Origin of the sequence: Deinococcus sp. AJ005, from assembly GCF_009017495.1 — a bacterium.
Lineage (GTDB): Bacteria > Deinococcota > Deinococci > Deinococcales > Deinococcaceae > Deinococcus.
The window spans coordinates 2,670,254-2,695,030 of record NZ_CP044990.1 but is presented as its reverse complement, the minus strand read 5'-3'; the positions used below and the strand labels follow the sequence as shown (position 1 = coordinate 2,695,030).

At 61.4% G+C, this 24,777-nt stretch carries 29 protein-coding genes; 16 read left to right on the top strand and 13 right to left on the bottom strand.

Going from position 1 to position 24,777, the window contains the following annotated elements; all coding sequences use genetic code 11:
- Positions 1-36: 36 nt before the first annotated feature.
- Together DAAJ005_RS14960 and DAAJ005_RS14955 are read right to left on the bottom strand one after the other, a co-directional pair.
- Positions 37-549 carry an NfeD family protein gene (locus DAAJ005_RS14960; protein WP_151847805.1) on the bottom strand — a complete coding sequence of 171 codons (513 nt, stop codon included), beginning with the start codon at positions 547-549 and terminating at the stop codon, positions 37-39.
- A 62-nt stretch (positions 550-611) separates the two neighbouring features.
- Positions 612-836 carry a hypothetical protein gene (locus tag DAAJ005_RS14955; protein WP_151847804.1) on the bottom strand — a complete coding sequence of 75 codons (225 nt, stop codon included), beginning with the start codon at positions 834-836 and terminating at the stop codon, positions 612-614.
- A gap of 223 nt (positions 837-1,059) precedes the next feature.
- Here DAAJ005_RS14955 and pgi point away from each other — a divergent pair, with 223 nt between their 5' ends.
- On the top strand, positions 1,060-2,697 hold the full coding sequence (gene pgi, locus DAAJ005_RS14950) for a glucose-6-phosphate isomerase (protein ID WP_151847803.1): 1,638 nt from the start codon (positions 1,060-1,062) through the stop codon (positions 2,695-2,697).
- 58 nt (positions 2,698-2,755) lie between these two features.
- Here the strand turns inward: pgi and DAAJ005_RS14945 are convergent, their stop codons facing one another.
- Positions 2,756-3,115: an FUN14 domain-containing protein gene (locus DAAJ005_RS14945; RefSeq protein ID WP_151847802.1), complete on the bottom strand. Its 360-nt coding sequence runs from the start codon at positions 3,113-3,115 to the stop codon at positions 2,756-2,758.
- Positions 3,116-3,242: 127 nt separating this feature from the next.
- Between DAAJ005_RS14945 and DAAJ005_RS14940 the strand changes: the two genes are divergently transcribed.
- From DAAJ005_RS14940 to DAAJ005_RS14925, 4 genes are all read left to right on the top strand, one after another.
- Positions 3,243-3,848: a sigma-70 family RNA polymerase sigma factor gene (locus tag DAAJ005_RS14940; protein ID WP_192930969.1), complete on the top strand. Its 606-nt coding sequence runs from the start codon at positions 3,243-3,245 to the stop codon at positions 3,846-3,848.
- Positions 3,849-4,292: 444 nt separating this feature from the next.
- Positions 4,293-5,189 (top strand): DUF4384 domain-containing protein, encoded by an 897-nt coding sequence (locus tag DAAJ005_RS14935; RefSeq protein ID WP_151847800.1) that lies wholly within the window; start codon positions 4,293-4,295, stop codon positions 5,187-5,189.
- Between the two features lie 429 nt (positions 5,190-5,618).
- Positions 5,619-6,668, top strand: coding sequence for a pyruvate dehydrogenase (acetyl-transferring) E1 component subunit alpha (gene pdhA / locus DAAJ005_RS14930; protein ID WP_151848594.1), 1,050 nt, complete (start codon positions 5,619-5,621; stop codon positions 6,666-6,668).
- On the top strand, positions 6,665-7,672 hold the full coding sequence (locus tag DAAJ005_RS14925; protein WP_151847799.1) for an alpha-ketoacid dehydrogenase subunit beta: 1,008 nt from the start codon (positions 6,665-6,667) through the stop codon (positions 7,670-7,672). The genes pdhA and DAAJ005_RS14925 overlap by 4 nt, the downstream gene beginning before the upstream one ends.
- A 13-nt stretch (positions 7,673-7,685) precedes the next feature.
- Here DAAJ005_RS14925 and DAAJ005_RS19455 read toward each other — a convergent pair whose 3' ends face one another.
- Complete coding sequence (locus DAAJ005_RS19455; protein ID WP_370519826.1) at positions 7,686-7,979, bottom strand: PIN domain-containing protein; 294 nt, start codon at positions 7,977-7,979, stop codon at positions 7,686-7,688.
- A 94-nt stretch (positions 7,980-8,073) separates the two neighbouring features.
- Between DAAJ005_RS19455 and DAAJ005_RS14920 the strand changes: the two genes are divergently transcribed.
- The 9 genes from DAAJ005_RS14920 (at position 8,074) to DAAJ005_RS14880 (ending at position 15,685) form a co-directional block, all read left to right on the top strand.
- Positions 8,074-8,400 carry a hypothetical protein gene (locus tag DAAJ005_RS14920; protein ID WP_151847798.1) on the top strand — a complete coding sequence of 109 codons (327 nt, stop codon included), beginning with the start codon at positions 8,074-8,076 and terminating at the stop codon, positions 8,398-8,400.
- Positions 8,401-8,468: 68 nt separating this feature from the next.
- Positions 8,469-11,543: a carbamoyl-phosphate synthase large subunit gene (carB, locus tag DAAJ005_RS14915; RefSeq protein WP_151847797.1), complete on the top strand. Its 3,075-nt coding sequence runs from the start codon at positions 8,469-8,471 to the stop codon at positions 11,541-11,543.
- A gap of 57 nt (positions 11,544-11,600) precedes the next feature.
- Entirely contained in the window at positions 11,601-12,395 is a 795-nt protein-coding gene (locus DAAJ005_RS14910) for a Dam family site-specific DNA-(adenine-N6)-methyltransferase (protein WP_192930790.1), read from the top strand.
- Positions 12,396-12,469: 74 nt separating this feature from the next.
- The gene (locus DAAJ005_RS14905; protein ID WP_151847795.1) at positions 12,470-13,003 is read left to right on the top strand and encodes a hypothetical protein; all 534 of its coding nucleotides are present in this window, start codon (positions 12,470-12,472) and stop codon (positions 13,001-13,003) included.
- Positions 13,003-14,175, top strand: coding sequence for a DGQHR domain-containing protein (locus DAAJ005_RS14900; protein ID WP_151847794.1), 1,173 nt, complete (start codon positions 13,003-13,005; stop codon positions 14,173-14,175). The genes DAAJ005_RS14905 and DAAJ005_RS14900 overlap by 1 nt, the downstream gene beginning before the upstream one ends.
- A 128-nt stretch (positions 14,176-14,303) precedes the next feature.
- Complete coding sequence (locus DAAJ005_RS14895) at positions 14,304-14,561, top strand: AbrB/MazE/SpoVT family DNA-binding domain-containing protein (RefSeq protein WP_151847793.1); 258 nt, start codon at positions 14,304-14,306, stop codon at positions 14,559-14,561.
- Positions 14,561-14,953 carry a PIN domain-containing protein gene (locus DAAJ005_RS14890; protein ID WP_151847792.1) on the top strand — a complete coding sequence of 131 codons (393 nt, stop codon included), beginning with the start codon at positions 14,561-14,563 and terminating at the stop codon, positions 14,951-14,953. Before DAAJ005_RS14895 ends, DAAJ005_RS14890 begins: the two co-directional genes overlap by 1 nt.
- A 118-nt stretch (positions 14,954-15,071) precedes the next feature.
- A complete protein-coding gene (locus DAAJ005_RS14885) occupies positions 15,072-15,281 on the top strand; it encodes a type II toxin-antitoxin system VapB family antitoxin (RefSeq protein ID WP_151847791.1) in 210 nt (69 codons plus the stop codon).
- Positions 15,282-15,331: 50 nt separating this feature from the next.
- Positions 15,332-15,685, top strand: a complete 354-nt coding sequence (locus DAAJ005_RS14880) for a PIN domain-containing protein (RefSeq protein ID WP_151847790.1) — start codon at positions 15,332-15,334, stop codon at positions 15,683-15,685.
- Positions 15,686-15,783: 98 nt separating this feature from the next.
- Here DAAJ005_RS14880 and DAAJ005_RS14875 read toward each other — a convergent pair whose 3' ends face one another.
- On the bottom strand, positions 15,784-16,209 hold the full coding sequence (locus tag DAAJ005_RS14875; RefSeq protein WP_151847789.1) for a type II toxin-antitoxin system VapC family toxin: 426 nt from the start codon (positions 16,207-16,209) through the stop codon (positions 15,784-15,786).
- Positions 16,206-16,586 carry a helix-turn-helix transcriptional regulator gene (locus DAAJ005_RS14870; protein ID WP_151847788.1) on the bottom strand — a complete coding sequence of 127 codons (381 nt, stop codon included), beginning with the start codon at positions 16,584-16,586 and terminating at the stop codon, positions 16,206-16,208. The genes DAAJ005_RS14875 and DAAJ005_RS14870 overlap by 4 nt, the downstream gene beginning before the upstream one ends.
- Before the next feature lie 170 nt (positions 16,587-16,756).
- Between DAAJ005_RS14870 and dinB the strand changes: the two genes are divergently transcribed.
- Entirely contained in the window at positions 16,757-17,827 is a 1,071-nt protein-coding gene (gene dinB, locus DAAJ005_RS14865) for a DNA polymerase IV (RefSeq protein WP_151847787.1), read from the top strand.
- 29 nt (positions 17,828-17,856) lie between these two features.
- On the opposite strand, the gene DAAJ005_RS14860 is transcribed toward dinB, so the two are convergent.
- The 7 genes from DAAJ005_RS14860 to DAAJ005_RS14830 form a co-directional block, all read right to left on the bottom strand.
- On the bottom strand, positions 17,857-18,864 hold the full coding sequence (locus tag DAAJ005_RS14860) for a LacI family DNA-binding transcriptional regulator (protein WP_151847786.1): 1,008 nt from the start codon (positions 18,862-18,864) through the stop codon (positions 17,857-17,859).
- Between the two features lie 231 nt (positions 18,865-19,095).
- Entirely contained in the window at positions 19,096-19,596 is a 501-nt protein-coding gene (locus DAAJ005_RS14855; protein WP_226342456.1) for a hypothetical protein, read from the bottom strand.
- A complete protein-coding gene (locus DAAJ005_RS14850; protein WP_151847785.1) occupies positions 19,584-20,756 on the bottom strand; it encodes a DUF1501 domain-containing protein in 1,173 nt (390 codons plus the stop codon). Before DAAJ005_RS14850 ends, DAAJ005_RS14855 begins: the two co-directional genes overlap by 13 nt.
- 106 nt (positions 20,757-20,862) lie before the next feature.
- A complete protein-coding gene (locus tag DAAJ005_RS14845) occupies positions 20,863-22,170 on the bottom strand; it encodes a DUF1800 family protein (RefSeq protein WP_151847784.1) in 1,308 nt (435 codons plus the stop codon).
- Positions 22,167-22,955, bottom strand: coding sequence for a transcriptional regulator (locus DAAJ005_RS14840; RefSeq protein WP_226342455.1), 789 nt, complete (start codon positions 22,953-22,955; stop codon positions 22,167-22,169). The genes DAAJ005_RS14845 and DAAJ005_RS14840 overlap by 4 nt, the downstream gene beginning before the upstream one ends.
- A gap of 8 nt (positions 22,956-22,963) precedes the next feature.
- A complete protein-coding gene (locus DAAJ005_RS14835) occupies positions 22,964-23,221 on the bottom strand; it encodes a hypothetical protein (RefSeq protein ID WP_151847783.1) in 258 nt (85 codons plus the stop codon).
- 34 nt (positions 23,222-23,255) lie between these two features.
- Positions 23,256-23,867, bottom strand: coding sequence for an RNA polymerase sigma factor (locus DAAJ005_RS14830; protein ID WP_370519726.1), 612 nt, complete (start codon positions 23,865-23,867; stop codon positions 23,256-23,258).
- Positions 23,868-23,946: 79 nt separating this feature from the next.
- Here DAAJ005_RS14830 and DAAJ005_RS14825 point away from each other — a divergent pair, with 79 nt between their 5' ends.
- Positions 23,947-24,669, top strand: a complete 723-nt coding sequence (locus tag DAAJ005_RS14825; RefSeq protein WP_151847782.1) for a metal-dependent transcriptional regulator — start codon at positions 23,947-23,949, stop codon at positions 24,667-24,669.
- The last annotated feature ends 108 nt before the right edge of the window (positions 24,670-24,777 follow it).

Sequence of the window (24,777 nt, the reverse complement as noted above, 5' to 3'; positions counted from 1 at the left end):
CGCCGCAAAGGGGAGATGGGGCCGGGGTCCAGCCGCCTATGCCCCGTCCCACAGCTTCACGTCCAGCACGCCGCCCTGCTGACCGATCACGATCACCGCGTCGCCGGGATGCAGGGCGTCGTCGCTGTGGGCGGCCAGTTGCGTGACCTGCCCGGAAATGGTCACGGCCACCCGGCCCGGACGCCCCGGTGCGGGCGAGATCAGCACCTCGCCCGTGCGCCCCGCCAGCCGTCCTGTGCCGCCGCTGACCTCGCCGCGCGTGCGGGCCAGCCGGAACAGATACGCCGTGAAGCCGCCCACCGCCAGTCCGCTGACCAGCGCCATCACGAACTGCACCGTCACGGACGCCCCGATCAGCCCGCCCATCACCCCCGCCAGTCCAAAAAACGTGGCGAAGCTAACCAGTGCCCGCAGGCTGAACCACGAGGCGATGTCGCCCGAGCCGGGATGATCTGCGGCAAGGTCATGCCCACCAACATCATGCCCGCCCAGCAACGACAGCCCGAACAGCACGCCGCCCACGATCAGACAGATCAGATAGATGCCCACAAGAAAGTCCCCCTCTGCTGCCTGTTACGCGGCGGGGGGGGGAAAGGTTGCCAGGGTCCGGCTCAATTCTTTGCGGTCTGGGTGGCCCAGCGCAGGCGGCCTACCAGCTTGAGGGTCTGGCGGTTTTCCTCGGCCAGCAGGGCGCGGTTCAGGCTTTCGGGGCAGAACTGAAGGGGAGTGGTCTGAGACTGTAGAGGGGCGGGGCGAAACTCGTGCAGTTCAGGACTGCCCAGCACGGTGCTTTTCTGGAGGTTCCACCGTCTGCCTGAATCGAAGGACCTGATCATGGCTGGAGTCTAGAAAATGCCCTGGCACAGCGCTCTGACGCGCGTGCGGCGGCAGGCCAGGGCCGGGCCGTTTAGGGAGCGGGGGGGTCCGCGCCGGATTGGGGCCAGGTTGGGGTGTCTGAACGCCCCCGGCCCCGGCCCAGAGGTGGGCGCTATGCTCCGGTGGACTGTTTCAGACCGCCCTGTTTCTGCCGCCCCCCACCCCTGCCCACGGAGGTTCTCCATGTCCACCCGCCTGACCGAAATGCCCGCCTGGACGGCTTTAACTAGCCACTACCGGATGATGAAAGACACCCTGCTGGCTGACCTGTTTGCAGGCGATGACCGGCGCGGCGAACGCCTGAATGCCGAGGGCGCGGGTCTTTATCTGGATTACAGCAAGAACCGTGTGACAGACGAGACCCTGGAGCTGCTGCTGGCGTTGGCGCATGAAACCGGAGTAGAGGTCAAACGCGACGCCATGTTCGCGGGCCAGCGCATCAACGTCACCGAGAATCGCGCCGTGCTGCACACCGCTCTGCGCCAGCCACGCGGCGCAACCGTGATGGTGGACGGAGATAATGTCGTGCCGGATGTACATGAAGTGCTGGACCGCATGGCGAAGTTTGCCGACTTGGTGCGCGGCGGACAGTGGGCAGGCTTCACAGGCAAGCCGATTAGAAATATCGTCAACATCGGCATCGGTGGCAGCGATCTGGGCCCAGTGATGGCCTACGAGGCGCTCAAGCACTACGCCCAGCGTGACCTGACCGTGCGCTTCGTGTCCAACGTGGACGGCACCGATCTGGTGGAAAAGACCCGCGATCTGGACCCTGCCGAGACGCTGTTCATCGTCAGTTCCAAGACCTTCACCACGCAAGAGACGATGGCGAACGCGTCCTCGGCCCGCGCGTGGCTGCTGGCGGCGCTGAACGATGACGCTGCTGTCGCCCGTCATTTCGTAGCCGTCTCCACCAACGCCGACGCCGTGCAGAAATTCGGCATCGACACCGCCAATATGTTCGGGTTCTGGGACTGGGTGGGCGGGCGCTACAGCATGGACAGCGCCATTGGCCTGAGTCTGATGCTCGCCATTGGCCCGGACGGCTTCACCGAACTGCTGGCCGGATTCCATGACATGGACGAACACTTCCGCACCGCGCCGCTGGAAAGCAATCTCCCGGTGCTGATGGGGATGCTGGGCGTCTGGTACAACAATTTCTTCGATGCGCAGTCCCATGCCGTGCTGCCGTATGACCAGTACCTGCAATTCTTCCCGGCTTACCTGCAACAACTGGACATGGAGAGCAACGGCAAGCACATCACCCTGGACGGACAGGCGGTGGATTACCAGACTGGGCAGGTGATCTGGGGCCAGCCGGGGACCAATGGCCAGCACGCCTTTTACCAGTTGATCCACCAGGGCACCAAGCTGATTCCCTGCGACTTCATCGGCTTCTGCCAGACCCTCAATCCGCTGCCCACGCCGGATGGTCCGCCCCACCACGACCTGCTGATGGCCAATGTTTTCGCGCAGACCGAGGCGCTGGCCTTTGGCAAGTCGCTGGACGCCGTGCTGGCCGAGGGCGTGGACCCAGCGCTGGCCCCGCACCGCGTCTTCGACGGCAACCGGCCCACCAATACCCTGCTGGCCGATAAACTGACGCCGCGCACGCTGGGCGCATTGATTGCCCTGTACGAACACAAGGTCTTCGTGCAGGGGGCCGTGTGGAACATCAATTCCTTTGACCAGTGGGGCGTTGAACTGGGCAAGGTGCTGGCCGGGAAGATCGTGCCGGAACTGAAAGCAGGTGTGGAGCCAGAGCTGGAGCATGACAGCAGCACCAACACGCTGATTCGGCGGTATCGGGACCGTCGCTAATCAATCGGTGTGGGGACGGCAGATGGGGAGTGAGCGCCGAACCTGACTGCGCGTGCGCCTAAATCCGTATTCGCAGTCCCAGTAAAAAGCCCGCCGTGAACGCCCCGGCGAAAGGCAGGTTCGCCAGCAACACGCGCTGAAACCACGCGGCCCCCTGCTCGCCCCCCTGCTTCAGCGCGGGTTCAGCCACCGATTGCAGGTGCAACCAGTTGATGGTGACGATGTCGAAATACGCCAGCAGTTGCAGTGCGATGAACAGCAGGCCCACGATGATCAGCACAAAACGCCCCACGGCTTTCACGGCCAGCGCGGTGGCAAAACCCAGCAGCGCGCCCACGCTCAGCTCGGGCAGCAGAGGGCGCAGGGCGTCAAGGAAGCCGGGGTCGGTGGGGGGTATGGGGGTTGAAGTCGCAGTCATCACGGGGCCTTTCAGTGCGGCATCCTAGCGCGAATGCCCTGGACCCGGCTTGGAGGCGGCCCCCGCAGCCACACCGTCCAGAAGGAGGACGCGCCGCCGCCCGCCAGGACGGTATGGTGTGAGGGACGTGACCTCGCCGCCCGATCCTGCCGCTCCACCTGTCGCCGCCCCTGATGTCGTCTCGCCGGAGTTGCTTTCCCGGCTGACGGCGGGTGACGAGGCCACGTGGTACGCCTTCGTGCAGGAGTACGAGGGCCGCATGTACGGGTATCTATACCGCCTGGAGGGCAATCCCGACGACGCCCTGGACCTGACGCAGGAAGTTTTTTACCGCGCGTGGCGCAGCATCCGCACCTTCCGGCCCGGCGAGCGGGTGCTGCCGTGGCTGTATCAGGTGGCGCGCAACACCCAGATCGAGTCCCACCGCCGCAAGCAGTTGCAGCGCTTCAGTCTGGAGCAGGCGCGCGAGGACATCGGTTTCGAGGTCACCTCTGAGGCGCGTTCCCCGGTGCGCGCCGCCGAGAGTGCCGACGCCCAGGACCGCGTGCAGCGCGCCCTGCTGAAGCTGCCCGACGATTACCGCGAGGCCGTGGTGCTGCGCTTCGTGGAGGACATGCCCTACGAGGACATCGCCCGCATTCAGGGTGTGGCGGTGGGCACGGCCAAGAGCCGGGTCTTCCGCGCCAAGGAACAACTGGCCGAACTGCTGGCCGACGTTGCCGACGTGAATTAGGGCACCTGTCCGAAGTACAGCGCCAGGAAAAGAGACTCCTGATGCTTCCATTCTCTCCTTCGGAGCTGTACCAGTCCCAGATACTCAGCGAAATTCACTCACTGTCCTGGGCAGAACAGACGACCATGACTGTTACAGCTCGTAGAGAGGACGCTTGCCCGCCCGTTCGGTCAAAATTGAACAGCTTTTTTGACAAATATTCTGGATCAATCTCCAGCGCATGTCTGCGGGGGCCGTAGGTCGGGGGCAAGAGGCGGATCTGCCGCACCCATTCATAGAGTTTTGCTGAGGCACGCGTCAGTGGAAAGCCAAGCCACTTTTCAGCAACCGGGCCGCATTCACGACACTGTCTGGCCCCGTTCCCTTTGACCCGCCACGACATGGTGTGCGCCAGATGACCGCGCAGGTCAGCCCCGGATCATCACCGCGTCCGACACTCAGGGTATGAAAACTTTCCCCTTGCCCATCAAATCAACACTGTCTAAGTCAACACTGGTCAAGATCGCCCTCGGCCTCAGCGTTGCGCTGGCGGCTGGCCTCAGCGGTCCAGCCCTGGCCGCACCCAAGATCAGCGCGCAGAGCATCATCGTCAATCCGGTGCAGACCACGGTGGATGTCAAGGTCTGGACGGACCGCGACACCAGCGGCACACGCACGCCGTCCTACGCCCCCGGCGAGCGGATTCGCCTGTACGCCAGCGTGTCTCAGGACGCCTACGTGTACCTGTTCAACGTGGACCCGAACGGTCAGGTGGACCTGATTCTGCCCAACAAATACCAGGGCGGCGCGAACTTTCTGAAGGCCAATGCAGTCAAGGTGTTTCCGGCGGCGGGCGATCCCTTCACCTTCGACATCGCCGCGCCCTACGGCCTGAACAAGGTGCTGGCGCTGGCGAGCAAGACCGAACTGGACCTGAAGCAGATCGCCACCTTCAAGAGCGGGCAGAACAGCTTTGCGGACGTGAACGTCAAGGGTCAGCAGGGGCTGGCGCAGGCGCTGAGCATCGTGGTGACCCCCGTTCCGCAGAACACCTGGGACAGCGCCACGGCGTTCTACCAGGTGGTGGCCCGCACGGGCGCGGCGGTTCCTGCCCTGCCCACGCAGCCCGGCAACCCCTGGGGCAACGCCCGCAAGTGGCAGACCGTGGTCAGCGCTCCCTCTGACCTGCGCGCCCTGCACGACAGCTACGCCGCGCGCCTGAAGGCCGAGGGCTACGTGCAGACCAAGCTGAAGATCAAGAACGACAAGATCGAGAGCGACTACCGCCGGGGCGACGACGAGGCTTCACTGAAGGTAGAGCGCAAGGGCAAGGGCGTGGAGATCAAGCTGGAACGCGACTGAGCATCCTGACAATCTGAAATTGAAATTGAGAGGAGGCCCTGTGGGGTCTCTTTTTCTGTTTTTCCTGACCTCGTGTGGGCGCTGAAACATTCGGTGCCGCCGGGGTCATCTGCTAGGCTGAGCGCACCGAAGTCTTTCCCACTGGAGCTTTCTGCCGATGTACTCGCCTGCCAAGCCCACAGCCCACAAGCTCAGCCGCCTGCTCAACCAGCGCCGCGCGCCTTAACGCTTATCGTGCGCGCCGCCCCAGTATGTCCGGGCGGCCTTTCTCCTTCGTCCCCACGCCCCACCGGAGGTTGCATGACCCGTTCCGCATCTGAATCCAAACAGTCCAAACCAAAACAGTCAAGGCCCAAACCTCAACCCGAACCCAATCCCACCGACGCCGCGTTTGACGCTGCTGCCGCCGCCTACGAGCAGGCCGGGGACATGTTCCAACTGATCGCCCCGGACGGCACCAGCACAGGTGCGGGTGAATTGCCGGACCCCGAAACCCGCCTGCGCCTGTACCGCGAGATGCGCCGGGCGCGGCATTTTGACGAGCGCGGCTGGGTGCTGTACCGCCAGGGCCGCCTGGGTGTCTTTCCGCCCTTTGGAGGGATGGAGGCCAGTCAGGTGGGCACCGCCGCCGCCCTGACCGCCGACGACTGGCTGTTTCCCACCTACCGCGATACGGGCGCGGCCCTGACCCTCGGCCTGCCCATTGCGCGGGCACTGGCGTACTGGCGGACCTCGCCGCACGGCTGGGCCATGCCCGAGAACCTGAAAGTGTTGCCCTTCTACATCCCGATTGCCACCCAGTACCCGCACGCGGTGGGCGCGGCGCTGGCCGAGAAGCGCAAGGGAACGAAAAACGTGGCGATGGCCTACATCGGCGACGGCGGCAGCAGCGAGGGCGACTTTCACGAGGCGCTGAACTTCGCCGGGGCGCTGGAAGCTCCGTGCGTGTTCATCCTCCAGAACAACGGTTGGGCCATCAGCGTGCCGACGCGTTCGCAGACCAAGGCCACCAACCTTTCAAAGCGGGCCGAGGGCTACGGCATTCCCGGCGTGCGCGTGGACGGCAATGACGTGCTGGCGACGTACCACGTGACCCGCGAGGCCGTGGAGCGTGCCCGCAGAGGCGATGGGCCAACCCTGATCGAGACCGTGACCTACCGCGTCAAGCCGCATACCGTGGCCGACGATCCCAGCCGTTACCGCACCGACGCCGACAACGAGGGCTGGGACGCCAAGGACCCAGTGCTGAGATTACGGACTCACCTGCTGAACGAGGGCTTGATGACCAAGGAATCTGAGGCCGCGCTCCTGAAAGAGGTGGCCGACGAATTCGAGGCCGCCCTGAAGGAAGCCGACAGCTACCCGGACCCCGAACCCGCCGAGATTCTGGACCATGTGTTCGCCGAGCCGACGCCGCAGTTGAAGCGGCAGCGCGAGCAGATTCTGAGCGAGCAGGACTCGAACAAGGATAACGCATGACCGCCACCGCGCCAAGAACAGACACCAAAACCATGACCATGATCGCTGCCATCACCAACGCGCTGGATCTGGCGCTGGAGGGGGACGACACCGTCCACATCTTCGGTGAGGACGTGGGCGTGATGGGCGGCGTGTTCCGCGCCACAGACGGCTTGCAGGCCAAGTACGGCGTGGACCGCGTGTTTGACACCCCGCTGGCCGAGGCCGCCATCGTGGGCATGGGCATTGGCATGGGGCTGGCCGGGTTGAAGCCGGTGGCCGAAATCCAGTTCGCGGGCTTTCTGTACCCGGCGCTGGATCAGGTTCTGTCGCATCTGGGGCGCTACCGCCACCGCACCCGCAGCCGCTACCACCTGCCGATGGTGGTCCGCGCGCCCTACGGCGGCGGCGTGCATACTCCCGAGCAGCACGCCGACAGCCCCGAAGCCATTCTGGCGCACACCCCCGGCATCAAGGTGGTCATTCCCAGCACCCCCGCCGACGCAAAGGGCCTGCTGCTCTCGGCCATTCATGACCCGGATCCGGTGTTCTTCTTCGAGGCCATCAAGCTCTACCGCAGCGTCAAGGAAGAGGTGCCAGTCGGTGATTACCGCATTCCGCTGGGCAAGGCACGCATTGTGACCGAGGGCGACGACGTGACCGTGATCTGCTACGGCGGCATGGTGGAGGTCGCGCAGAAAGCCGCCGCCGCCGCCCAGAGTGCCGGAATTGGCGTGGAGGTCATTGACCTGCGGACCCTGGTGCCGCTGGACACCGATACCATCCTGGCCAGCGTGCAGAAGACGGGCCGCGTCGTTGTCGTGACCGAGGCTCCGCGAACTGGAGGCTTTCACAGCGAGATCAGCGCCACCATTGCCGAGGAAGCCATTGAATACCTGCGTGCGCCGATCATTCGCGTGACTGGCTTTGACGCGCCGTATCCGCCCTTTACGGCCATTGAAGACGTGTATCGCCCGAACGCCGTGCGGGTGGCGAAGGCGATTAAGGCGGTCATGGGGTACTGAGCTGGGGCGGAGGCTAACCCGCTTCTGCCCCGTTCAGAACCCCATATCGCATATCGGTTCGCCACATGCTCAGGCCGCAGCCGAAAAAGTCCCTGTCCCTGATCCAGATGGCGCAGTCAGGTAACGCAGTCAGGCAACACGGCGGATGCCCTAGACGTGTAGTCGGCCAGTCGTCCGGGGCCAGGGTCTGCGGTAAGACGGAGACGGGCCGGGGGTTCCAGGTGAACGTAGGCCACTGGGGACACGGTTCTGATTGACGCAATGGACGTCTCCCTATAGCCAGAGTCTGGCTGAAGAAATGGGCCATTCCACAGATGCTTTCCTGCGGCACAGGGCCTATGCTGCGGCCATGAGGACGACAGGTGGACCAGGGTTGTGAGTGCGACTGGAGCGCACCACACATGGCAAAACACAGTTATGAGCGCGCCCGCTGGGATCGGCGGGAAGCGCGGCGGCGCGTCAGCATCGGCGGGTGGTGGGTCATGGGTTTGTGGAATGCCCCCACAGGCAGCAGGGAAATTCAACGGCAACAAGTCATTCAGGCCACCCGAAAAGCCATCAATGGTTCTATCCACAAGCGCATGAGCGAAGTGGCTGGACATTCTCACCGTCTCTGGCGGCAGCAGGCCCACCACATCGAGCGTCTGCACACTCTCGGCGGGCACGACGCCGCCGATGATCTCGATCCGCAGCCCCGGCGGCTGGGCATCATGTGGGGCATTCACTAGAAGGTCTGCCCTGACCTACCCATGCCCTCCCCGCCTTACCCGGAGGCGTGACATACTCCTTCTCTGGAATGCCCAAGCGAACTGACCTCCACACGATCCTAATTCTCGGCAGCGGCCCCATTCAGATCGGGCAGGCTGCCGAGTTCGACTATTCCGGGACCCAGGCGCTCAAGGCCCTGAAGAAAGAGGGGTACCGCGTGGTGCTGGTCAACAGCAACCCGGCGACCATCATGACCGATCCCGATCTGGCCGACGCGACGTATCTGGAACCGCTGACCCCTGAATTTGTGGAGAAGGTGATCGTCAAGGAAAAGCCCGACGCCCTGCTGCCCACGCTGGGCGGCCAGACCGCGCTGAACCTGGCAATGCAACTGCATGAGCGCGGCACGCTGGAAAAATACGGCGTGGAGCTGATTGGCGCGGGCGTGGAGGCCATCAACAAGGGCGAGGACCGCGAACTGTTTCAGGCCGCCATGAAGAAAATCGGCATTGCCACGGCCAAGGGCAAGATGGTCCACAGCATGGCCGAGGCCACCGAATACCAGAAGGAAATCGGCCTGCCCATCGTGATCCGGCCCTCCTTCACGCTGGGCGGCACCGGGGGCGGCATCGCGCACACCTACGAGGAATTTCTGAGTATCACCGAGGGCGGCCTGCGTGACAGCCCCGTGACCTCGGTGTTGCTGGAAGAAAGCATCCTGGGCTGGAAGGAATACGAGCTGGAGGTGATGCGCGACACCGCCGACACGGTCATCATCATCACCAGCATCGAGAACTTTGACCCGATGGGCGTGCATACGGGTGACAGCATCACGGTGGCCCCGGCGCAGACCCTCAGTGACGTGGAATACCAGCGGTTGCGCGATATGTCGCTGGCGATTATCCGCGAGATTGGCGTGGCGACGGGCGGCAGCAACATTCAGTTCTCGGTCAATCCGGTGGACGGGCGCGTGATCGTGATTGAGATGAACCCGCGTGTGAGCCGCTCCAGTGCGCTGGCGAGCAAGGCCACCGGCTACCCGATTGCCAAGATCGCCGCGCTGCTGGCGGTGGGGTACACGCTGGACGAGCTGCCCAACGACATCACCCGCGTCACGCCCGCCGCCTTTGAACCCAGCATTGATTACGTGGTGACGAAGATTCCGCGCTTTGCCTTTGAGAAATTCCCCGGCAGCTCCGATCACCTGGGAACGCAGATGCGGAGCGTGGGCGAGGTCATGGCGATTGGGCGCACCTTCAAGGAGTCGCTGCAAAAGGCGATGCGAAGTGTGGAAAGCGATGTGCGCGGGGTGTTCGCGGCCCTATCGCCGGACGAGCTGCGCGGCCTCCTCTACCCCAATCCGCGCCGACTGGAAGCGGTCATTGAATTGCTGCGGCGCGGCGAGACGAAGGAGCAACTGTTTGACGCCACCAAAATTGACCCGTGGTTCCTGAGCCAGCTTCACGAGATCGTGGCCGCCGAGGGCGAGATTCTGGAGCTGGGGCCGATTGCCGGGTGGAAGTACGAATACTGGCGCGAGGTCAAGCGGCTGGGCTTTTCGGACGCCCGCATCGGCGAGATCGTGGGCCTGAGTGAGCTGGAAGTCCGCGCTCTGCGGAAGGAAGCAAAGGCCACCCCGGTCTACAAGACGGTGGACACCTGCGCCGCCGAATTTGAGGCGCACACGCCGTACCACTACAGCACCTACGAGTGGGAGGACGAGGTCACGCCCACGGACCGCCCCAAGGTGGTCATTCTGGGCAGCGGTCCCAACCGCATCGGGCAGGGGGTGGAGTTTGATTACGCCACCGTCCACGCGGTCTGGGCCTTGCAGGACGCCGGGTACGAGACGATCATGATCAATTCCAACCCGGAGACGGTCAGCACCGACTACGACACGGCAGACCGACTGTATTTTGAGCCGCTGACCTTTGAAGACGTGATGAACATCGTGGACCACGAGAAGCCCGTGGGCGTGATCGTGCAACTGGGCGGGCAGACCCCGCTGAAGCTGGCGCGGCGGCTGGAAGCGGCGGGCGCACCCATCATCGGCACCAGCCCGGACGCCATTGACGAGGCCGAGGACCGCGCCAGCTTCAACGCGCTGTGCGAACGCCTGGGCCTGCCGCAGCCGCGTGGGCTGGTGGCAAAGACTCCCAATGAGGCGCAGGCACTGGCCGAGCAACTGGGCTTTCCCCTCATGGCCCGCCCAAGCTACGTGCTGGGGGGCCGCGCCATGCGGACGGTTCGCAGCATGACCGAGCTGACCACCTATCTGGACGAGGTGTACGCCGCCGTGGAAGGACAGCCGAGCATCCTGCTGGATCAGTTTCTGGAAGGGGCGCTGGAGCTGGACGTGGATACTTTGTGCGACGGCGAACGTGCCGTGGTGGCCGGGATCATGGAGCATGTGGAGGCCGCCGGGATTCACAGCGGCGACAGCGCCTGCGTGCTGCCTCCGGTCAGCCTGTCCCCGGAACTGATCGCCCGCGTGAAGGCCGACACCGAGCGGCTGGCGCTGGCGCTGGGGGTGAAGGGCCTCATGAACGTGCAGTGGGCGGTCAAGGACGATGTGGCGTACATCCTGGAGGCCAACCCCCGCGCCAGCCGCACCGTCCCGTTTGTGAGCAAGGCCGTGAACCACCCGCTTGCCAAGAGTGCCGCCCGCATTGCCGTGGGCCACACGCTGGAGCAGATTGGCCTGCTGGAAACCCCGGTTCCCACCATGTACAGCGTCAAGGAAGTTCACCTGCCCTTTCTGAAATTCGCAGGCGTGTTGCCCATCCTGGGGCCGGAGATGAAAAGCACCGGCGAGAGCATGGGCATAGACGCGGACCCGTATCTGGCGTTTTACCGGGCGCAGTTGGGGGCCAAGAACAACCTGCCCCTGAGCGGCACCGCCCTGCTGCTGGGCGACGGTCTGGATAACGTGGCTGCCATGCTGGAGGGCGCGGGCCTGAGCGTGATTCGTGAGCAGGACGGCGACAAGTTGCCTGATCTGTTGATTGATGTCACCGAAAGCCGCCTGCTGAGAACGGCGCTGGAACGGGGCGTTCCCATCGTGAGTACGCGCGAGGCCGCTGAGTGGACGGCGAAGGCGATTGCAGGCGCGGTGGGGGTTGGGGAGTTGGGGGTTAGGAGCTTGCAGGAGTGGGTGGGGTAAATTGAGCATGATCAGTTTGACATACGGGTCATTCGTTAGATGACTACTCTAGAAAGGGTGACGCCTTTTTTGAAATGGGCTGGCGGGAAAAGTTGGCTCGTTAATAATATAAATGTACAATTTCCTACAAAGTTCGGTAAATATATTGAACCATTTTTAGGAAGTGGAGCAGTATTTTTTGATATTAAACCTAAATCGGGAATAATCTCCGATTTAAATGGAGATCTAATTGACTCATATACTGCAATTAGATCAGATTATAAATCTGTTGAAGAAATTTTAAAATATCACCATCATATGCATTCAAAAGACTATTATTATATGATGAGAGCAACTAAACCTACGGAAAAGTATTCCAAAGCCGCTTGGTTTATATACCTAAACAGAACTTGCTGGAACGGCTTGTATAGAGTCAATCTAAAGGGAGAATTTAACGTACCTATAGGTACTAAAACATCCGTAATAATGAGGAAAGACAATTTTAAGGCGGTTAGTGAAATTTTAGGAGCAGTCGATATAGTTAAACAAGATTTTAGCCACAGTCTATCTTTAGCAGACAATGGTGATTTGATCTTTGTTGACCCCCCATATCATAACTCCTCTCTTAGTACTAAGTTTGTTAAGTACCAAGATACTATATTTGGGTGGGATGAACATTTTAGACTGCGGAGTCAATTAATTGAAGCTAGACTAAAAGGCGCTCATGTTATTATGACTCACTCAGTTACAGAATCTATAGAATATTTATACAAAGATATAGCCGATATAAAGCTCGTTAGCAGAAGAGATACACTGGCAGCTAGTTCAGATTTTCGGGGACGTTACATGGAGATGGTCATTATTTTCAAATAAGGAGTGTAAAAGACTTGGATATTCGTGCGCTACTCCAAAAATTAACAGCCAGATTCAAATATACTCACATCTATTTGTCGAGTGCCTTTGAAGCTTTGATAGAGTGGGGAATAAATATATTTATTTCGACTCTGCCGCTGTGGCTTGGGGCAATTTTATTTTCTGCTTTTAATAACGTCAATGATAATCTAAAAGATACTGGCGTATTCACTACTTTTCTAAAAAATGTACCGGAAACTTACCAAAAGGGGGAATTGTTCAGCTACTCTGCGGCTGGAATTGCTCCTATAATTTACATAATTTGGAAAGCTAGAAATAATAAAAAAACGCAAGGTATTTTCTTAATCTTTGGCCTGCTATGTATAGCAATTGGCGTGATATCAAGCGTTTTCATTGGAACAGATATATTGAATATCAGGGGAAATGTTGAAATTATTAAGCAAATTTCTATTTCTTGTTTTATCATGGTATTTGTAATGCTATTAATAACATTTTATCTCCAAAATTTCTACTCTCCCGAAAGAAGATTAGAAGATTCTAGCAAAGCTATCAAACAAGACACAGACACCTTTGTAAGTCTTTATCTAGAATCAAGGAGGTCGGAATAATGCTTCTCTACCCCGACAACATAAAATCAATTGAATTTCCCGCTATTGAAATAAGTCAGCCAATAGGAAGTTTTTTTATCGCAGCTATCCCAGCACAGCAATTATACTCAATATCATACGCTGATGTTAGGCGCATAGAGGGAGAAGAAAGGGGTTTTGAAACCTATTTAGGAATTCAACGCCCACTAAGCAATAAACGAGTAAAGGAAATTAAGCAATATGTAGAAACTATTGATGCATCATTTCCAACATCAATAATTATAGCCATAAATGGCAACTGTGCGAAATTTTTAGATGGCTTAATGACATTATCAAGTTATGAAGGAGATAGTGATACTAGTGAAATACATTTCAACCAAATAGCAAGAATTATTGATGGTCAGCATCGCTTGGCCGGGCTGGAAGGGTATAGCGGAGCTGAATTTATGATACCCGTTACAATATTTATAGACATGGATGTTGCTGATCAAGCATATGTTTTTTCGACTGTTAATCTAGCACAGACAAAAGTAAATAAAAGCCTAGCATATGACTTATTTGATTACGCAACGCAAAGAAGTCCACAAAAAGCAGCTCACAATATTGTTGTCGCGTTAAATTCTGATCCAGAGTCGCCTTTCTTTAGAAGAGTAAAAAGATTAGGCTCTGCGACAGATGGAAATTTTATTGAAACTCTTACGCAAGCAGCTTTTGTCGAAAATATTCTCAAATATATTACTCGTAATCCATTAAAAGATAGAGATGATCTTAAACGTGGGAAAAAATTAAAATTTGATCCGTCAAAAGATCATGATCTTATATTTCGAGAATTATTTATAGAGCAAAAGGACTTTGTGATTGCCGAAATTATCAACAACTACTTCAGCTCAATTAGGGAAAGGTATCCCGAGGCCTGGAATGACATTTCTAGGGGAGCAGTTTTGAGTAAAACTAATGCTTTTATGGCATTTATGCGATTCTTGCCAGAGGCTCTGGAGGTTTTAGGTTTATCATCTAGAAATCTGATTGACGTGAAACTGGCTCCAAGAATAGCCGAATTTTCCACCTTGCTCTCGAATTTAACTTTAGATGACGCCGATTTTACGGTAGAAACTTTCAAGCCTGGCTCGAGTGGATCAGCCTTACTATACAGAACGCTTAAGGATCAGGTTTTAAGGTCAAATACCAGATAATCAGCGGCTTAATTTCGGATAATAAAATAATGTTTTTGTCACGTCCCCGCTTCGGCTTTCGCCCGTGGTGGGGGCGGGCGGGGGAATGGGGTTGCGTTATATTCATGCCTCAAGCGTTATGCTCAGGCATGACTTCTACTCATGCCTACCATCTAAAAGTGCAGGCGCAGGGGCGCGTTGTCGTGCCAGTGGACGTTCGCGCAGAACTGGGTGTCCAGGAAGGCGATGACCTGATCCTGCTCAGAGAGGAACACGGCTTCCGGCTAACCAGTCGCCGGGCGCTGGCACTGGAGTTGTACGGCAGCCTCAAAAGTCCTCCTGGGGTGGATCTGACTCAGGAACTTCTGGATGACCGCCGCGCCGAAGCTGCGAAGAAGGGCTGGTAATGCTTCTGGATGCCAGTGCGCTCCTGGCTTACCTGCTTAAAGAAGAGGGTGGCGCGGAAGTGCTGGACATCGTGTCCCGCATACCCTGTCAGGTCAGTAGCGTGACCATGACCGAAGTCCAGGGAAAGCTGGTGGGACGCGGCGAATTAACCCCAACTCAGGTGCAAATGAAGCTCGGTCCTCTGATGGGTTTCCTGCGAGAAATTCCCTTTGACCCAGCTTGCCGCGAAAAAGCCGCGTTCTACTACGCCCGCAAATCACCGTATGACCTTAGCCTGGGCGACGCCTGCTGTCTGGGAACGGCGGAGGCGCTGGGCATGGACGTCCTGACGGCGGAGCGCGGCTGGGCCGTGATTCCAGACCTGCCATTCCAGGTGCAATTGATTCGGTAGAACCTTAGCCCCTGCTTCGGCTTTCGCCGTGGTGGGAGCGGGTGGGGAGAATGGGGTTGGGTAGTGGATGCGGCTGCGCTCGAACAATCTTACACACGCCCATGTGTAGACTTGGGGCATGGCGACGAATCTTCAGATTGATCCGCAACTGCTGGAACGCGCCCTCCAGGTGGGCGGCAAACGCACCAAGCGCGAGACGGTGAATGAGGCGCTGACCGAATACATCCAGCGCCGGGAACAGCTTAAAATCCTTGACCTGTTCGGCACGGTAGACCCGCAAGACATGCTCAGCGACGAGGAATTGCGCGAACAACGCAAACGCGCTTGAGTTCCGCCGTAATCGTGGACAGCGACGTATGGTCTGAGGCATTTCGCAAAATGACGGGCGAACCCTCCCCGGAACGCCAGATGCTGGCCGAACTGGTTCAGCATGGGCGGGTGCAGATGCTGGGCTGTATCCGTCAGGAAGTTCTGCAAGGCATCAAACGGCAGGAGGTCTTTGAACGCATTCGCCAGACGCTCCGGCCCTTTGCCGACTGGCCGACATCGGCACTGGAATACGAACTGGCCGCAGAGTTTTTCAACATCTGCCGAAGCAATGGGATTCAGGGCAGCAACACCGACTTTCTGATCTGTGCGTGCAGCGTGACCTCCGGCCTGCCTGTACTGACCAAAGACAGGGATTTTGCCCGGTATGCCGCATATATTCCGGTGACACTCGTACAGGTTTAGAGCTTCTGCCCTGCGCTTTGGCTTTCGCCCGTGGTGGGGGATGGGGTTCTAGGGTCAGAGGGCCAGATGCAGCCAGATTCTGCCGTCCGATTCGCACATCAGGGTTGCCACACCTGACCCGGCAAGACCTGTTCAGCCACAACCCGCAGTTTCAGATCAAAGGTCATGAACTGGAGTCCCAGCGGTGCGATGGCCTGAGCTGCGGCCAGATGTACGGCGTCGGAGGCGCGCAGGGTGTGGGAGGTGGCAAGCTGGGCAGCGTCCTGTAACAGTTGCTCGTCCACGCTGATGTGCCGGATCGTCGGCCAGTCGCGCCCGATGTCTTGCAGGGCCGCGCGGTAGGCCCGTTCACTGATGGCCTTGCGCTGCCTGCGTCCTGCCAGTGCCGAGTGCAACTCCACGTAAGTGATGGCATGGGTGATGTCTCCACTGGCCTGCACCTGTGCCAGACGGACTTTCTCGTGGTCTGGTTCGTCGGTATAGAGGCGGGCCAGGGCTGAGGTATCCAGATAGAGCAACGTCAAAGCGATGGTCCCAGAAACTCCGGCAGCAGATCTTCAATAGGTGGGCCGCTCACCGGGGCCAGCACGGCGGAGCCTTGAACTTTCAGGCCCCAGGGTTCGCCGCCCAGCAGCCTCAGGGCGCGTTCACGGGCGGCCTCTTCCGCGTCATCTGGCACATCGATCACCTGAAGGATATCGCCGACATCGGCCTGAATCCCCAGCCGCCGCAGACCGATCACCAGATCGACCAGCGTACTCAGTTCCACCCGTTCCACACGGGCGTTGTACAGCGCATTGACCGTGGCCGGGCGCATCCTGGCCGCCTGTGCCAGTTGCTTTTGCGTGATTTTGTGCCGCCTGAGTAAACCTGCCAACTCGATTTTCATGTGTCCAGTCACGGTTTCCTCCCAGCGGTAGCATAATACTTCTAGAAGTAAAGAGCATCTGTCGCAAGTTGGTTTTTACTTTTCTGCCTCCCCGCTTCGGCTTTCGCCGCTGGCGGGGAACGGATGGCATGTTCCTGCCAATGATCGCTTATCCCGTTACGTCTCTGCCGTAAAATACCGTCATGTCCGCCACGCGCAAGATCATTCATGTGGACATGGACGCCTTCTACGCCTCAGTGGAGAGGCGCGACGATGCGCGGTTGCGGGGGCGTCCGCTGGCGGTGGCCTGGGGTGGGCGGCGCAGCGTGGTATTAACCGCCAGTTATGAGGCGCGGCCCTATGGCGTCCGCAGTGCCATGCCGCTGTACCGGGCGTTGGAGCGCTGCCCAGACCTGCTGGTGGTCCCGCCCCGCTTCGAGGCGTACCGCGAGGTCAGCACCCAGATTCGCGCTGTATTTGCCCGCTATACCGCCCAGATCGAGCCGCTGTCGCTGGACGAGGCGTACCTGGATGTCACGGTCCCCCTGCGCGGCGGTCCCAGCGCCACCCGCATCGCGCAGGCCATTCGCGCCGACATCCGGGCCGAAACCGGGCTGACCGCCACTGCTGGGGTCAGTGTCAACAAGTTTCTCGCCAAGCTCGCCAGCGGCATGAACAAGCCTGACGGCCTGACCGTGCTGTTGCCTGCCGATGTGGACGGGCTGCTGGCAGCGCTGCCGGTGGGTGACTTTCACGGTGTCGGCCCGGCTACCGCCGCCAAACTGGCCGCGCGGGGAATCCACACTGGGGCGGATCTGCGTGCCGCCTCGCCGGAAGCGCTGACCGCCCAGTTCGGCAGGGTGGGGCAGCATTTCTGGCGCATCGCCCACGGTCTGGATGACCGTCCGGTGGAGTCAAACCGTCCCCACAAGAGCATCGGCGCGGAGGAAACCTACGGCGACGATCTGCGGGGGGTGGCCCCAGTGCTGGAGCGTCTGCCCGTGCTGGCGGACGCGGTGGAGCGGCGGCTGGAGCGGGCGGGGCTGGCCGGGCGCACGGTGGTGTTAAAACTCAAGTTCAGTGACCGGGCCATCATCACCCGCCGCGTCACCCTGGGTGCCCCCGTTCACCTAGCCCCCGATCTGGCCCGCGCCGCCGCACATTCGCTGACGCCGGAACTGCTGTCGGGCCGGGGCGTGCGGCTGGCCGGGATCACGGCGGCGGGCCTGTGCAGTTTGGGAGAACTCCCGGCGCAACCGGGACTGTTCGACTGATTCTTTGCCGGAGAGGGTGGGGGGTTGTTCTACGCGCTGTCCCGCACGATCAGGTGTGGCTGGAAACGGCGGGCACGCGCTGGCCCCCGGTAGCCGCTCAGGCGTGACAGCAAAAGCTGGGCAGCCTCGTAGCCCATCGCCTCCACGGGCTGGTGCAGGGTGGTCAGGCCGCGCGCGGCGGCCCACGGCTGATCGTCGAAACCGATGATGTACACGTCCTGACCCGGCGTCAGCCCGCGCAGCCGCGCCTCGTCCAGCAGCGCTCCGGCCAGCAGATCGGCAGAGGCAAACACTGTGCAGGGCAGACCACCCTCCCTGCGTTGTACATCGTCCAGTAGCGCGGCGGCGGTGTTGCGGGCGGCTAGCGTGTCGAAACTGGCGGTGTACTCGGTCTCCACCCTGCGCCCGGCAGCGGCCAGCGCCTGATGGAAGCCAGTGCGGCGGTCCTCGAAAACGCGGGTGGTAAAGAGCTGGTCCAGTTCGGTCTCTACCCAGATGGCATACAGCGTTCCCGGCAGCGTGGCGGCGTATTCCCCGGCCAGCACGCCCCCGGCCAGATTGTCCATATACGAGCAGTCGGCGTCGTCGGTGTAGGCGTCCACCAGCACGGTGGGCTGCTGGGTCCGCAGCCTGCGCTCGTGGAACACTTTGGTCAGGTTGTAGGTTGCCATCACCAGCCCATCGGCCTGATACGCCAGTGTGTGAGAGGCCAGATAGCGCTCCAGCCGCGAGCGGTCCAGCAGCGGAAAGATGGCCACGTCGTAGCGCGCTTCCTGAAAGGCCGTTTCCAGGCCGTCCAGCAGCCGGGCATAGAACTCGGTGGTCAGCACGGGCAGCAGCACGCTGATGGTGTAGCTCTTGCCGCCCGCAATGCGCCGGGCGTGGGGGTTGGGCGTGTAGTCGAGGTCCGCGATGGCCTTCAGCACGGTCTCGCGCGTCGTGGGTTTGACCGCCGCATGGTTGTTCAGCACCCGCGACACGGTACCGACGCCCACGCCAGCGCGCTGGGCGACATCCTGAATGGTGGGGGTTTTCATGGTTAGGAGGCCAGGATACCCCGGAACGTGGAAGTGATTCCAGAAAGTCGGTGAGGGTATGGGACATGGTCCCTGGGAATGAGGACTGTGAGCTTGGGGAAGACCAGTCCGGCTCTGCTTAAACCTGAGTCTGGACTGCGCCGCAGCGCTTCTGAAGTCGGATCGGCGGTTGGAAAAGCCAGTCCCGAACAGCGCCAGGGTGGGAGGCCGAATGAAGATTTTCGCTGAGCGTCACCGCGTTGCCGGGGAGTTCTGCACTTTCGGCGCGTACTGCGCCACGCCGCCCGCCACCGCAAACTCGGCCTTCAAGTCGGCCAGAGGTTTGCTGGGCTTACTCTCTGGGTCGCCGGGCAGCGTGTGGGCAAAGACCTCCAGCGCGTCCGGGTAGCCGTCGCCGTCCGCGTCCCCGTCCGCTTTTAGCACCGCGTACAGCACGTCAGGGAATTTGCCCTGCTGGCCCGCTTCGGCGTCGGCCTTGAAACCTGCGCGGATGGCCTCACCAAACGGATTCCAGGGTGCGCCGCCGCCCACATTGACGTGGCAGAAGGTGCAGGCCATCACCCGGCGGTCCAGCTCCCACAGCGGATTGCCCTCGTCGTAATGAAACTGCTGGATGGCCTGGGAACGGTATCTGGGCATGGCAAGCGCGGCGGGCAGGCTGAGGATCACCAGCGCTGCCAGCCCACCTGCCACCAGACGAACGCTGCGGCCACTGGTGCTCAGGCCACCCATCCCGGTCCCGTGAAATCCCCGCCCAGTACGCTGCGGGCGTCCAGATTCAGCCATTTTTGCAGGCCCTCAGCGTACACCCCCCGGAAGTCCTGGCGGTATTTGATGTCGCCCATCGAGAGGTCTTCGAGGTCCGGGCTGCTGCCGTGGATGCCGCCCTTCACGCCATTTCCAAGTGCGAACATCACGCTGCCCTGGCCGTGGTCGGTCCCGGCGCTGGCGTTCTCGGCCACCCGCCGCCCGAACTCGGAAAAGCCCATCACGACCACCTTGTCAGCCAGCCCCTGCTTCTGAAGGTCCGCGTAAAAGGCGCTCAGGCCGCCCGCCAGCGTGCCCAGCAACCCGTCCTGCTCGCCGCGCTGCCCGGCGTGGGTGTCGAAACTGCCCAGCGTGAGGTAGATGATGCGTTGGCCCACCCCGGCGGCGATCAGGCGGGCGGTGTCGCGCAGTTGCGCGCCGAATTTGTGGTCCGGGTAACTCGCACCCGCCTTGTACTTCTTGACGTTCTGCTGCACCCGTGCGGTGTTTTTCATCATCTGACGGGTGGCGCGCAGCAGGTAATCGGCCTCGCCCTCGCGCGGGGCGCTGAGCATGGCTTCAAAAGCCCCGTCCACTCCCTGCGGCAGCTTGATCTGAAAACCGTCGATTCCGTCGATACTGGGCAGGCTGAAGGCGTCGGCCTGAAGGGCGCGTGGTGTGGACGAGCCTATGTTGGAGGCGCAGAACGGGTCCCCAATCTTCTCGGCCATTCGCCCGATCCAGCCGTCGGCCTGCGCCTGCGTGGGATCGGCGGTGTGCCAGATCGCCATGCTGGCGAAATGTGAGCGGTTGGGATTGGGGTAGCCCACGTTTTCCATCCAGGCCAGCTTGCCGCCGTCCCACAGGTCCATCAGCGGCTTGAGGGAAGGGTGCATGCCCAGGTCTGGCGTCAGCGTCAGCACGTCCTTTTTGGGAATGGCGATGGTGGGCCGCGCGGCGTAATACGCGCCGTTGCTGTAGGGAATCAGGGTGTTCAGGCCATCGTTGCCGCCCGTCAACTGGATCACCACCAGCGTCTTGTCGCCGCCCGCCTGCGCCGCCGCACGCGCCAGAAAGCCGGGCATCCCCGTGGTGGCAGCCACCGCCAGGGCGGAAAGTTTCAGAAAATCACGTCTATTGGGCATGTGGAAGCTCCTTCGGAGGGTCTAAGGGTCAAAAGGTCTGAGGGTTAAAAGGGCTGAATAGGGCAGGCGGTAAGCGGTCTGGCTTTCAGACGTTCAGACCTGTCCCTCACGCCAGTTGAAATTCGGGGCTGACCAGTGCCAGATACACCCGTTGTTTAGGATTCAAGCCTTTCAATGCCGCCTGCACCGGACTGTTCTCGCTGCCGAAGAGGGCTAGATCGCCGGGGGCGCTGTCCAGCGTGGGGGCGGCCTTGCCCAGCGAGAGGGCGGCGGCCACCTGCATGCGTGTCAGCAGGGTGGAATCGTTGATCCACTCGCGCCCGCCGTCCCAGCCCTTCACCGTGTCGGGTTGCAACAGGGTCTGGCCCATCTTCCCGGCGGTCTGGCTCAGGTTCAGCACCTGCTTGACCTCCAGTTTCGGCTGCCCCAGCGTGCGAACTGCGCCCACGATGTAGTCCACTGGCCCCCGGATGATGGCCTCGCGGTTTTGCGGGGCGTAGAAGGCCGCGCTGGAGAGGAGTTCCTCTAGCACCGCGCCGATGTTGCCGTTCGTCCGCTGGAAGGTCTCGGCGCTGCCCTGCACACCTTTCTCGTTGGGCACGTCAGCCATGAAGGCGCGGTGCAGCTTGCGCGACACGAAGACGGCGGTCTGCGGGTGTGTGGCGGCGGTGTGGATCACGTCCTCGAAGCTCAGTTTGCCCGTCTGTCCCAGGTAGGTTTTCGGGCCGTCGTCGTGCTGCTTGGGGTTGTAGCTGGCCTTAACCGCTTCCAGATAGGTGTTTTTGGGGTTACCGCGCCCACCCTCCAGGGACCAGCCGGTCAGCGCCCGCGCGCCCTCGTGGACATCCTGCTCGGTGTAATTGGGCTTGCCGGGTGCACCGATGCCCAGGGTGAACAGTTCCATCAGTTCGCGGGCAAAGTTCTCGTTGGGCTTGCCCTTCCTGTTCTTGTCGTTGTCCAGGTAGTGCAGCATGGCCGGGGTCTGCGCGACGGCCAGCGTGAACTCCTCGAAGCTGGGCGCGGCGGCGTGCTTCCTCAGCAGCCCCAGATAGGCGGAAAGGGCCGGGTGGTTCTTGACCTTCTCGGTGCCGATGACAAAGTGGTTACTCCAGGTCAGGGCCAGCTTCTCGCGCAGCGGATTCGGGCTGTACATCAGTTCAAACAGCCACGCGGCGCGCGTGAGTTGCAGCATCGCGCCGGGCGTGGCCCCGGACGAGGGATCGAAAGGGTTGCCCGGAACAGGATGAGCAGGCGCGGTGCGGGCATCGAACTTCAGCGCAGCTTGGGCCACGGCGCGGGCGTCCTGGCCCACCAGGGCGCGAATCTGTGCGTCGGTGGCCCCGAAGGCGGTGCGCCGCAGGAAATGCGCGGCGTCTTCGGGGCTGAGTTTCTGGGTATAGGGGGGCAGGCTCACGGGGTCTCCTTGTGCAAAGTGGGGGTGTTCTGAGCGTTAGAGGCGTCCACCTTCAGGAAAGTTCCCAGCCCCGCCGTATTGACCCGGCTGACCTTTGCCAGCGCCTGATCCAGAACGCTTTGCGGCAGGTTGCCCACCAGCCATACGAAGCCCGTGCCCACCCGGCGTGAGGCGATGCCCGGCGCAGAGCGCACGCCTCGGGGAGAGGTGACCAGGGCAAAGACATTCACGCCGTCGGTCAGACTGATTTCCAGTCCGCCGTTCGGCCTGCTCCTGACTGCCGTCGGTTGCACCCCGGCGGACAGGCGCAGGCCGGGTAGGGCTGATAGGAGCGCGGCGCGCAGACCCTCAGGAGGGGTGGGCAGAGAAACCTGAATCCGGGCAGGCTGCGTATTCACCTTCTGGAACACGGCGCGGCGGGCGAGGGTACCGTCCGGGAAACTTTCCTGGTAGCCCAGCGGAATGTTCCACTCCTGATCGATCCACAGGGTCCAGTGCGCGGCCTGCGTGTTGTTCGGGGTTAGCTCGAATCGGGTGGTGGGGCGGCCCGCTACGGCTTCCCCGGTGGCCCGGCTGACGCCAAAATTGCGTGCCAGCAGACCGGGGCGAAAGGGCACGCGCGGCAGTGCTTTTGCTGATTTGGTGGGCAACTCGCGCGGCGGAAACAGCACCGTGACCTCTACCACGCCGCGCGCTTCCAGCCTCTGCGCCTGCTTCAGCGCCGAGAGCAGATCGTCCATGTCGGAGGCCCCTGCCATGCCAGACAGGGCCAGGAGACCCAGCACCAGCGCCCTCACCAGCCGTCTCCCCAGGCGCTCTGGTACACCCCATACGCCGCGCTGGCGGGCAATTCCGGTGCGGGCCGCAGCACGGTCAGTCCGGCCACCGCCGCCGCTGAGGCCAGCAGCGTACTGATCCAGCCCGCGCGGATGTGGCGTTGCCGGGTGCGTCTCTGCCGATGCCCGCTCAGAAACCGCCCGGCGGCCCCCTCGTCGGCGGGCGTCGGGGTGCGGGCCTGGGCAAACAGCGTGTCCAGATCGTGGTCATTCATGGAAGTGTCCTTGGTTGAAAAAGTTGAGTAGGGTTCACGGCACGATCCCCACTTTCATCAGGTATTCCCGCAGTGCGGCGCGGCCCCGGTTGATGCGGCTCTTGACCGTGCCCAGTTCGGCCCCCGTGATGGCGGCGATCTCGGCGTACTCCAGACCCGACAGTTCGCGCAATGAAACGGCCTCGCACTGGTCTTCGGGCAGGGTTTGCAGGGCGTGGGCCAGTCGGGCGCGCAGATCGGCCTGTTCCCCAGCCTGGACGGGATTGTGGGGGGCGGCGGGTTCGGGAGTCTGGGCAAACGAAACGGTGGGGTGGCCCTTGCCTTTCAGCGCTTTATGGCAGGCGTTCAGCGTGATCCGGTGCAGCCAGGTGCTGAAGGCCGCATCTCCCCGAAATCCCTTCAGCCCTTTGTGGACGGCGATGAACACGTCCTGTACCACATCGTCCGCCGCCCCTGGCCCCACCATTCCGGCAGCCAGCCGGTGAACGCCCGCCGCGTGCCGCCTCACCAGCGCCTCGAAGGCGTGGTCGTCGCGCACGGCCTGACGGACAAGCTGGAGATCGGTGGGGTGCAGCTCAGAAGATTCCGGCGTGTCCTGTACGGACGGGCGGACGGCGAATGGGTTAGAGGCCGGGGGGTCATTCAAGCTCACCTCGTACCTTAGAGGGCGCGAGATGAAAAAAAGTTCCCGGCCCTTCCCAGGGTCTGCCCGTTACACTGTGGCCATGACTGCCCGCGCCCCCCTCTCGCGCTCTGCCGAGGATTATCTCAAGCAGCTTTATATGCTGGGCCACGCCGATAAAGTTCTGGGCAAGGGCGGCCAGAAGTTCAGCACCCAGAAAGTCAGCACCCAGGCCCTGGCTGACGCGTTGGAAGTGGCCCCCGCCAGCGTGACCGGAATGCTCCGCAAGCTGACCGAGCAGGGGCTGGTGTCGCACGCGCCGTACCAGGGCGCGGCCCTGACCGCCGAGGGCGAGCGTGTGGCGCTGGAAGTGCTGAGGCACCACCGCCTGCTGGAACTGTTCCTCCACCGCGCCCTGGGCGTGCCGCTGGACGAGGTCCACGAGGAGGCCGAGCGGCTGGAACATGCCCTGAGCGAGCGTCTGGAGGCCCGCATTGCCGCGTGGCTGGGGGATCCCACGCACGATCCGCACGGCGACCCCATTCCCACGCTGGACGGCGATCTGCCTGCCCGCGCCGAGCGCCGCCTGTCGCAACTGGCTGCCGGGGACAGCGGCGTGGTCGCGCGCGTGCCCGATGCCGATGCTGCCCAACTGCGTGCCCTGGTTGGCGCGGGCCTGACCCCCGGCGCGGGGGTGGTGGTGGAGGCCGTGGACGTCGCCCTGGGCACCCTGGGAATGAGGGTGGGCGGCAGGGCGCTGACCCTGTCGCTGAGTGTGGCTGCGCAGGTGGGTGTCCACGCTCATGCCGTCGACACGGCGAAATAGAATCTGCTTTGTAGAACCTGTCAGGAAGGCGTCATAAAAAATAGAAGGCCCTTCTCAGAGAATGCCGACACTGAGCGGGCTTGAACCAGAGAGGGGCGTTCTGGCCAG

What these genes read in the sequence shown, in the direction of transcription:
- DAAJ005_RS14855 (WP_226342456.1), bottom strand. Translation starts at nt 19,596, where the DNA reads ATGGGTGGCCTGAGCACCAGTGGCCGCAGCGTTCGTCTGGTGGCAGGT.
- DAAJ005_RS14955 (WP_151847804.1), bottom strand. Translation starts at nt 836, where the DNA reads ATGATCAGGTCCTTCGATTCAGGCAGACGGTGGAACCTCCAGAAAAGC.
- DAAJ005_RS14880 (WP_151847790.1), top strand. Translation starts at nt 15,332, where the DNA reads ATGACGGGCGAACCCTCCCCGGAACGCCAGATGCTGGCCGAACTGGTT.
- pgi (WP_151847803.1), top strand. Translation starts at nt 1,060, where the DNA reads ATGTCCACCCGCCTGACCGAAATGCCCGCCTGGACGGCTTTAACTAGC.
- dinB (WP_151847787.1), top strand. Translation starts at nt 16,757, where the DNA reads ATGTCCGCCACGCGCAAGATCATTCATGTGGACATGGACGCCTTCTAC.
- DAAJ005_RS14920 (WP_151847798.1), top strand. Translation starts at nt 8,074, where the DNA reads ATGGCAAAACACAGTTATGAGCGCGCCCGCTGGGATCGGCGGGAAGCG.
- carB (WP_151847797.1), top strand. Translation starts at nt 8,469, where the DNA reads ATGCCCAAGCGAACTGACCTCCACACGATCCTAATTCTCGGCAGCGGC.
- DAAJ005_RS14900 (WP_151847794.1), top strand. Translation starts at nt 13,003, where the DNA reads ATGCTTCTCTACCCCGACAACATAAAATCAATTGAATTTCCCGCTATT.
- pdhA (WP_151848594.1), top strand. Translation starts at nt 5,619, where the DNA reads ATGTTCCAACTGATCGCCCCGGACGGCACCAGCACAGGTGCGGGTGAA.
- DAAJ005_RS14825 (WP_151847782.1), top strand. Translation starts at nt 23,947, where the DNA reads ATGACTGCCCGCGCCCCCCTCTCGCGCTCTGCCGAGGATTATCTCAAG.
- DAAJ005_RS14860 (WP_151847786.1), bottom strand. Translation starts at nt 18,864, where the DNA reads ATGAAAACCCCCACCATTCAGGATGTCGCCCAGCGCGCTGGCGTGGGC.
- DAAJ005_RS14835 (WP_151847783.1), bottom strand. Translation starts at nt 23,221, where the DNA reads ATGAATGACCACGATCTGGACACGCTGTTTGCCCAGGCCCGCACCCCG.
- DAAJ005_RS14925 (WP_151847799.1), top strand. Translation starts at nt 6,665, where the DNA reads ATGACCGCCACCGCGCCAAGAACAGACACCAAAACCATGACCATGATC.
- DAAJ005_RS19455 (WP_370519826.1), bottom strand. Translation starts at nt 7,979, where the DNA reads ATGGCCCATTTCTTCAGCCAGACTCTGGCTATAGGGAGACGTCCATTG.
- DAAJ005_RS14850 (WP_151847785.1), bottom strand. Translation starts at nt 20,756, where the DNA reads ATGCCCAATAGACGTGATTTTCTGAAACTTTCCGCCCTGGCGGTGGCT.
- DAAJ005_RS14935 (WP_151847800.1), top strand. Translation starts at nt 4,293, where the DNA reads ATGAAAACTTTCCCCTTGCCCATCAAATCAACACTGTCTAAGTCAACA.
- DAAJ005_RS14890 (WP_151847792.1), top strand. Translation starts at nt 14,561, where the DNA reads ATGCTTCTGGATGCCAGTGCGCTCCTGGCTTACCTGCTTAAAGAAGAG.
- DAAJ005_RS14895 (WP_151847793.1), top strand. Translation starts at nt 14,304, where the DNA reads ATGACTTCTACTCATGCCTACCATCTAAAAGTGCAGGCGCAGGGGCGC.
- DAAJ005_RS14945 (WP_151847802.1), bottom strand. Translation starts at nt 3,115, where the DNA reads ATGACTGCGACTTCAACCCCCATACCCCCCACCGACCCCGGCTTCCTT.
- DAAJ005_RS14885 (WP_151847791.1), top strand. Translation starts at nt 15,072, where the DNA reads ATGGCGACGAATCTTCAGATTGATCCGCAACTGCTGGAACGCGCCCTC.